This window comes from Vibrio sp. 10N.261.45.E2 (assembly GCF_002875705.1).
In the GTDB taxonomy this organism is placed as follows: Bacteria; Pseudomonadota; Gammaproteobacteria; order Enterobacterales; family Vibrionaceae; genus Vibrio.
The window spans coordinates 1-303 of sequence record NZ_MCZZ01000104.1 but is presented as its reverse complement, the minus strand read 5'-3'; the positions used below and the strand labels follow the sequence as shown (position 1 = coordinate 303).

At 55.4% G+C, this 303-nt stretch carries 1 protein-coding gene; it reads left to right on the top strand.

Features of this window, described 5'->3' with window-relative positions:
• Positions 1-38: 38 nt before the first annotated feature.
• Positions 39-303: Ig-like domain-containing protein (locus tag BCT34_RS06195; RefSeq protein WP_133150989.1), on the top strand; the 265-nt coding region annotated here is incomplete at its 3' end.

Below are 303 nucleotides of genomic sequence, written 5' to 3'. Positions count from 1 at the left end.
TGACGATTGATACCATGGCCGAGAATGACGGCGGGCGCTTGGCTACCGAGTCGGACTCGGGTCGCACAGATAGCGATGGGATCACAAACGATACGGCACCTCGTTTTGAAGGAAAAACCGAGGCGGGGGCGTTTGTGACCGTTAAAATTAATGGCGGAGGTCAATCTTACACCATCGAGGCTGAAGTTGATGCAAATGGCGACTGGGTGGCCGATAGCGCTACGAGCGACCCAAGTCTGCCAAAGGACGGGCTATCAGATGGGGTATACACTTGGACGGTGACAGTGACGGATCCCGCAGGTA